7 protein-coding genes and 1 pseudogene are annotated in these 5,811 nt (G+C 73.7%); 5 read left to right on the top strand and 3 right to left on the bottom strand.

Features of this window, described 5'->3' with window-relative positions; all coding sequences use genetic code 11:
• From ACJA3G_RS28035 to ACJA3G_RS28045, 3 genes are all read right to left on the bottom strand, one after another.
• Positions 1-256, bottom strand: a 256-nt coding sequence (locus tag ACJA3G_RS28035; RefSeq protein WP_406555827.1) for a helix-turn-helix domain-containing protein, incomplete at its 3' end; no start/stop codon positions are given.
• Positions 253-564, bottom strand: coding sequence for a helix-turn-helix domain-containing protein (locus ACJA3G_RS28040; protein ID WP_406555828.1), 312 nt, complete (start codon positions 562-564; stop codon positions 253-255). The genes ACJA3G_RS28040 and ACJA3G_RS28035, both read right to left, overlap by 4 nt.
• Before the next feature lie 56 nt (positions 565-620).
• Positions 621-1,385: an SDR family oxidoreductase gene (locus ACJA3G_RS28045; protein ID WP_406555829.1), complete on the bottom strand. Its 765-nt coding sequence runs from the start codon at positions 1,383-1,385 to the stop codon at positions 621-623.
• A gap of 138 nt (positions 1,386-1,523) precedes the next feature.
• On the opposite strand from ACJA3G_RS28045, the gene ACJA3G_RS28050 reads away from it, so the two are divergent.
• The 5 genes and pseudogenes from ACJA3G_RS28050 to ACJA3G_RS28070 form a co-directional block, all read left to right on the top strand.
• Positions 1,524-2,525 carry a sigma-70 family RNA polymerase sigma factor gene (locus tag ACJA3G_RS28050; RefSeq protein ID WP_406555830.1) on the top strand — a complete coding sequence of 334 codons (1,002 nt, stop codon included), beginning with the start codon at positions 1,524-1,526 and terminating at the stop codon, positions 2,523-2,525.
• 103 nt (positions 2,526-2,628) lie between these two features.
• The gene (locus ACJA3G_RS28055; RefSeq protein ID WP_406555831.1) at positions 2,629-3,312 is read left to right on the top strand and encodes an HAD-IA family hydrolase; all 684 of its coding nucleotides are present in this window, start codon (positions 2,629-2,631) and stop codon (positions 3,310-3,312) included.
• Positions 3,313-3,435: 123 nt separating this feature from the next.
• Positions 3,436-3,636, top strand: coding sequence for a hypothetical protein (locus tag ACJA3G_RS28060; RefSeq protein ID WP_406555832.1), 201 nt, complete (start codon positions 3,436-3,438; stop codon positions 3,634-3,636).
• A gap of 172 nt (positions 3,637-3,808) precedes the next feature.
• Positions 3,809-5,107, top strand: a complete 1,299-nt coding sequence (locus ACJA3G_RS28065; RefSeq protein WP_406555833.1) for a cytochrome P450 — start codon at positions 3,809-3,811, stop codon at positions 5,105-5,107.
• Positions 5,108-5,260: 153 nt separating this feature from the next.
• Positions 5,261-5,811, top strand: a pseudogene (locus ACJA3G_RS28070) (hypothetical protein); the annotation flags it as partial.

Consider the following 5,811-nt stretch of genomic DNA (forward strand, 5'->3'; position numbering starts at 1 on the left):
CCTCCGACCCGTACTCCTCCAGCCGCTCCCGCAGCCCCTCCAGCAGATACGCGTACCGCGTGCGCAGCTCGCCCGACGGGTCGCGGCCGGTCTCCCAGCCGGTGACCGTCGACGGGCTGACCCCGAGCGCGCGGGCGACCTGCGCCTTCGACAGGCGCGCGGCCTCCCGCAGCCGCCGGCGCTCCTCGTACGCCATGAGCGGAGTCTCGGGCCCGACCGAGGCGAGCAGCGAGTCGATCGCGTCGAAGTCGCTCACCGTCCCGCCACCCCGTCCCTCACGTCCCGCACGTTCCGCACGCTCCTGCCGCCGCCGCGCCGCGCCCCCGCCGGCAGCGCCTCGCACGCCCGGGTCGGACCGGCCAGCAGGTCCAGGGGGCCGATCCCGTAGTGCGCGGCCAGCATGTCGCAGTCCCGCAGGCTCCACGCGGTGGTGCCCGCCTGACGGCGTGACACCTGGGTCTGCGTCAGACCGAGCACCTCGGCCAGGTCCCGCTGCGACTCACCCGTCGCCTGCATCAGCGCCGCGACCGTCAGCCGCAGCGACTCCTCCAACCCCAGTCCCATACGCCCCACCTTACCAACCGGCGATGCGATTTCCGCATGGGGCGCAGGGATAGGGACTAGCGCAGTCGTTCGGCGAGGAAGTCCTCCCAGGTGCGCTCGCCCAGCGTGGCGGTACCGTCCAGGGAGAGGTTGTCGCCCGCCCGGTAGGCGCGGCCCGCCTTGCCCGGCATGGGCACCGGAACCAGCAGCCGACGCGTGCCACGGGCCTGGAGGTACGTACGGATCAAGTCCCCCAACTCGTACACCTTCGGCCCGGCCAGGTCCGGCGCCTGCCCGGTCGGATCGCCCAGGGCCAACTGCACCAGCCGGTCCGCCACATCGCGCGCGTCGACCGGCTGGAAGCGCAGACCCGCCGGAACGGGGACGACCGGCAGCCGGGCCGTCTTCTGGCACAGCAGCAGGATCAGGTCGTGGAACTGGGCCGCGCGCAGGGCCGTCCACGGGATGCCGGATGTCCGCACCGCCTGTTCGGCCTCCTTCTTCGTACCGAACCAGCTCAGCGGGACGCGGTCCGCGCCGATGACCGAGACGTAGACGAGGTGGCGGACCCCGGCGCGGGAGGCGGCGCCGGCCAGGTTGCGGGTGGCCTCGTCGTCGCCCTTGGGGCCGCCGGCCAGGTGCAGCACGATGTCGGCGCCCTCGACGGCGAGGTCGATGCCCCCGGGCCGCAGCAGGTCGGCGGTGACGTACTCGATGCCGCCGATGTCCTCACGGTCGTGGCGGCTCAGTACGCGGACGCGGTGCCCCTCGGCCAGCAGACGCGGCACCACATGGCCGCCGAGCGTGCCCGTGCCACCGGTGACCAGGATCGTTGACGCCATCGCTGCTGCTCCTCGAATCGAATCGAATCGTTGGACTCCCCCTGGTATCGGACTCCCCCGGGTAGATGAGCAGGTCCGCGGTGATCTACTTCTCTGACACACCGCGCGCGGACGAGGGGGACCGGAGGAATGCGGCCGATGGACGAGCAACAGACGCACAGCGACAGCCACAGCCACAGCCACGGCGAGAACACACCGGGGGCGGGGGCACAGACCCGGGCGCAGACCCAGGCACAGACCCAAGCGCTCACCGAGCGCTTCGAGCAGGACCGTTCCCATCTGCGCGCGGTCGCCTACCGCATGCTCGGCTCCCTCAGCGAGGCCGAGGACGCCCTCCAGGACGCCTGGCTGCGCGCGAGCCGTGCCGACCTCACCGAGGTCGAGAACCTCGGCGGCTGGCTGACCACGGTCGTGGCGCGGGTGTGCCTGAACATGCTCCGTACCCGCCGCACCCGGGGCGAGGACCCGCTGGAGGCGGCCGGACCCGACGCGGGCTTCGGCCCCGGCGCTGGCGTCGGCTCCCCCGGCGAGGCGGACCGCCCGGACCCCGAGCGGGAGGCGGTGATGGCCGACTCGGTCGGGCACGCGCTGCTCGTCGTGCTCGACACGCTCGCCCCGGCGGAGCGCCTCGCCTTCGTCCTGCACGACATGTTCGCCGTACCGTTCGACGAGATCGGCCCGATGATCGAGCGGACCCCGGCCGCGGCCCGCCAGCTCGCCAGCCGCGCCCGCCGCCGCGCCAGGGGCGCCACGGCCGCGCCCGGCCCGGACCCGTCCCGCGGGCGCCGGCTCGCCGAGGCCTTCCTCGCCGCCACCCGCGACGGCGACTTCGAGGCCCTGGTCACCCTGCTCCACCCGGACGTGGTCCTGCGCGCCGACAAGGCGGTCGTGCCCAGCGCCGAGCCCATCTTCCTCGGCGGCGCCGTCACCGTCGCGAAGGCGGCGATGGCGGCGGTGGGCCGTGCCCGGTTCACCGGGGTGGCCCTGATCGACGGGGCCGTCGGCCTCGCCATGGCCCCGTTCGGCCGGCTGCGCGTGGTGCTCCGCTTCACGGTCCTGGACGGGATGATCAGCGAGATCGACGTCGTGGCGGAGCCGGACCGGCTGCGCGAACTGGAGATCGCGGTACCGGACGCCTGAGCCCGCACGGCGTCGCGGCACGCGCACGCGCAGTATCCGCGTACGTCGGCGGGGGCGGACCCGGGGCCGCCCCGCCCCACCGCCCCGGCTACGCTCACCGATCATGCTCCTCTCCGCCGACGCCCTCCTCTTCGACAGCGACGAGACCCTCGTCTCCAGCATGCGTTCCGTCGTACGGGCGTGGACCGGCTGGGCCGCCTCGTACGGCATGACCCTCCAGGACGTCGCCCGCGTCGAGGTGCACGGCCGCCCGGCCGCCGCGATCGTGGCCGAGCTGCTCCCCGCCGAACAGGTCGCGCGGGCCGTGGCCCGCCTGGAGGACGCGGAGGTCGCCGACGCGCTGGCGGGCGGGGTTGAGCCCGTCCCCGGCGCGCCCGGACTCCTCGCCCAGCTCCCCCCGGACCGCTGGGCCGTGGTGACGTCCGGCACCCGGCGGGTGGCCGAGGCCCGCCTCGGCGGGGTCGGTATCCGCCCCCGCCACCTGGTCACCGTCGACGACATCACCCACCACAAGCCCCACCCCGAGCCGTTCCTCCTGGCGGCCGAGCGCCTGGGCGTCGACCCGGCGCGCTGCGTGGTCGTCGAGGACGCGCCCGCCGGGCTGGCCTCGGGCCGGGCGGCCGGGATGACGACGATCGCCCTGACCCGGACCCACCCGGCCCATGAACTCGACGCGGACGTCACGGTCGACGACCTCACCTCCGTGTCCGTACGGGTGACGGCGACCGGTCTGGAGATCACCGTCGGCCGTCCCGTCAGCACCGCCGCGGACCCCACCGGGGCGTGAAAGAGCGGGAATTGCGCACCCGGGGCACGGGCGTGCCTTCTTCCCGGTTATCGCGTTGATACGGGCATGAATGTCTGTCGAGTTCTCAGTACCGCGGTGGCAGGGTCGGCGTTGGTGGCTGCAATGGCACCTTCTGCTCAGGCGCTGGACATCGGCCGGACCATCAGCAGCGCCGCGCACACGGCCACCGTCGCCGGGGAGCAGGCCAAGCCCGTGGCCGACGGCGTGGTCGGACACAGTCTGAACAAGCGGGTGAAGGCCATCAAGGACGCGGTCAAGGCGGGCACCGACGCCGCCGAGGCCGGGCACAACCTGGTGAGCTGACCGGCCCCCTGCCTTTCCTTCCGCCCCCGGGGAATTCCTCCCGGGGGCGGACTTCCCTTTTTGTGCGACTTTCATGACGGGTAGGACATTGTCCGCTGGTAGGAACAGCAGGGACGGCGACAGCGACAGCGCGGACCGCAATACCAGTCCCGGTCCCGGTCTCGATCCTTGTATCGGTCCCGGTATCGGTCCCGGTGCCGGTCTTGGATTCGATCTCGCGGATCCCGCGTTCTGGCAACTCCCCCGCGAGCGCCGCCTGGAGGCCTTCGCGCGGCTGAGGCGGCTGGAGCGGCCCGCCTACTTCGTCGAGCGGGCCGCCGGCCGCGGGCGGCCCGAGCGCGGGTTCTACGCCCTCGTGCGCCACGCCGACGTCGTCGGGGCCAGCCGGCAGGCCGAGGTGTTCGCCAGCGCCCCCGGAGCCACCGCGCCCGAGCCGCCCCGCTGGGTGCGCGCGGTGTTCGGGGACTCCATGGTCAACCTGGACGGCCCGCGCCACGCCCAGCTGCGCCGGGTCGTCTCGCGCGCCTTCACCCCCCGCGTCCTGGCCGACGCCGAGCACGGTATCCGCGAGCTCGCCGCCCGTATCGTCGACGACCTGGTGGCCACGGGGGCCGACGAGTTCGTCTCGGCCGCCGCCTCGCGCATGGCCTTCGAGGTCATCTGCGACATGCTCGGCGTGCCCGAGCCGGGCCGCGTCGAGATCGCCCGCCAGGTCGACCGGGCCTCCGAGAACGCCGGCGTCGCCCGTACGCTGCGGGCCCGTGTCCGGGTGCCCGGGCGCGGGCTGCGGGCGCTGGCCCGGATGCAGCTGACCGTCGCGGCGCTGGGCCGCGAGCGGCGCCGGCGGCCCACCGGTGACCTCATCTCCGCGCTGGTCGCCGCCGACGTCGACGGACAGGGCCTGAGCACCCGTCAGCTGGGCTCGTTCTTCTCGCTGCTGATGGTCGCGGGCGTGGAGACCACCCGTAACGCCATCGCCCACGCGCTCGCCCTGCTCACCGACCACCCCGAGCAGCGCGCACTGCTCACCGGCGACTTCGAGCGCTACGCGGACGGGGCCGTGGAGGAGATCGTCCGGTTCTCCACCCCCATCATCCAGTTCCGCCGCCATGTGACGCGCCCTCATGTCCTGGGCGGACAGGCCTTCGTCCCCGGTGACCGGGTCATGCTGCTGTACGCCTCCGCCAACCGCGACGAGGCCGTCTTCGACCGCCCCGACGTCTTCGACATCACCCGCAAGCCCAATCCGCACCTCGGATACGGGGGCGGCGGGCCGCACTACTGCCTCGGCGCCCATCTGGCCCGCGTCGAGATCAAGGCCCTGCTGCGCGAACTGCTGAGCCGGCCGCTCGCCCTGTGTGCCGTGGGGGTGCCGGAGCTGGGCCATTCCAGTTTCGACAACCGCGTACGGGCCCAGCGCTGTGCGTTCACGGCCGGGGAGAACCGGGCGGCGGCCTCGCGCACCTCCTGAACCCGAACAGATCATCAGACTTGCGCTAGACGGGTTGCCGCGCGCCGATCCGGTGCGGACACGCGCACGGATACGGCCCTTCCCGTGATGCCCGGAGTATTCCTATGACGATCTGGTCTTCTCCTCGCATTCCTGTCGAAGGGTTTGTCCGGCATGCACAACATCTCTGGTTCCGTCGCCCGTGCCGCCGTGGTGGCGGGCCTGGTCACCACGCTGGGTACGGCCTACAGCGCAGCCGCCGCCACGGGCGGTCCCGCGGGGGAGCGCGCCTCGGCACCGCAGGACGCGGCGGCGGCCCCGTACGCCGCGCGTCAGGCCGACCGTACGGGCGGCGCCGCCGACTCCGCGTCGCGCCCGCGCGACGACCGCGAGGACCACGACGGCTACGGCCGCCCCGAACACGACCGTGACCGCGACCACGGGTACGAGTACGGGCAAGGGCCCGGGCCCGGGCCCGGCACCGGCCACGAGCACGGCGGCGACTACGGCCACGACCACGGGAGCGGCACCGGCGGCGACCACGGCGGCAGCTACGGCGAGGAGCACGGCAGCGGCACCGGCGACGACCACCGCGGCAGCTACGGCCACGACCATGGCAGCAGCACCGGCGACGACCACCGCGGTGACTACGGGGACGACCACGGCGTCGGCACCGGCGGCGACYACGGCCACGACCACGGCAGCGACACCCCCCGCCCGCACCC

Origin of the sequence: Streptomyces sp. YS-3, assembly GCF_045257485.1 — a bacterium.
GTDB lineage: Bacteria > Actinomycetota > Actinomycetes > Streptomycetales > Streptomycetaceae > Streptomyces.

Excerpts from the sequence above, each read along its gene's own strand:
- ACJA3G_RS28040 (WP_406555828.1), bottom strand. The coding sequence starts at position 564 with ATGGGACTGGGGTTGGAGGAGTCGCTGCGGCTGACGGTCGCGGCGCTG.
- ACJA3G_RS28045 (WP_406555829.1), bottom strand. The coding sequence starts at position 1,385 with ATGGCGTCAACGATCCTGGTCACCGGTGGCACGGGCACGCTCGGCGGC.
- ACJA3G_RS28050 (WP_406555830.1), top strand. The coding sequence starts at position 1,524 with ATGGACGAGCAACAGACGCACAGCGACAGCCACAGCCACAGCCACGGC.
- ACJA3G_RS28055 (WP_406555831.1), top strand. The coding sequence starts at position 2,629 with ATGCTCCTCTCCGCCGACGCCCTCCTCTTCGACAGCGACGAGACCCTC.
- ACJA3G_RS28060 (WP_406555832.1), top strand. The coding sequence starts at position 3,436 with ATGGCACCTTCTGCTCAGGCGCTGGACATCGGCCGGACCATCAGCAGC.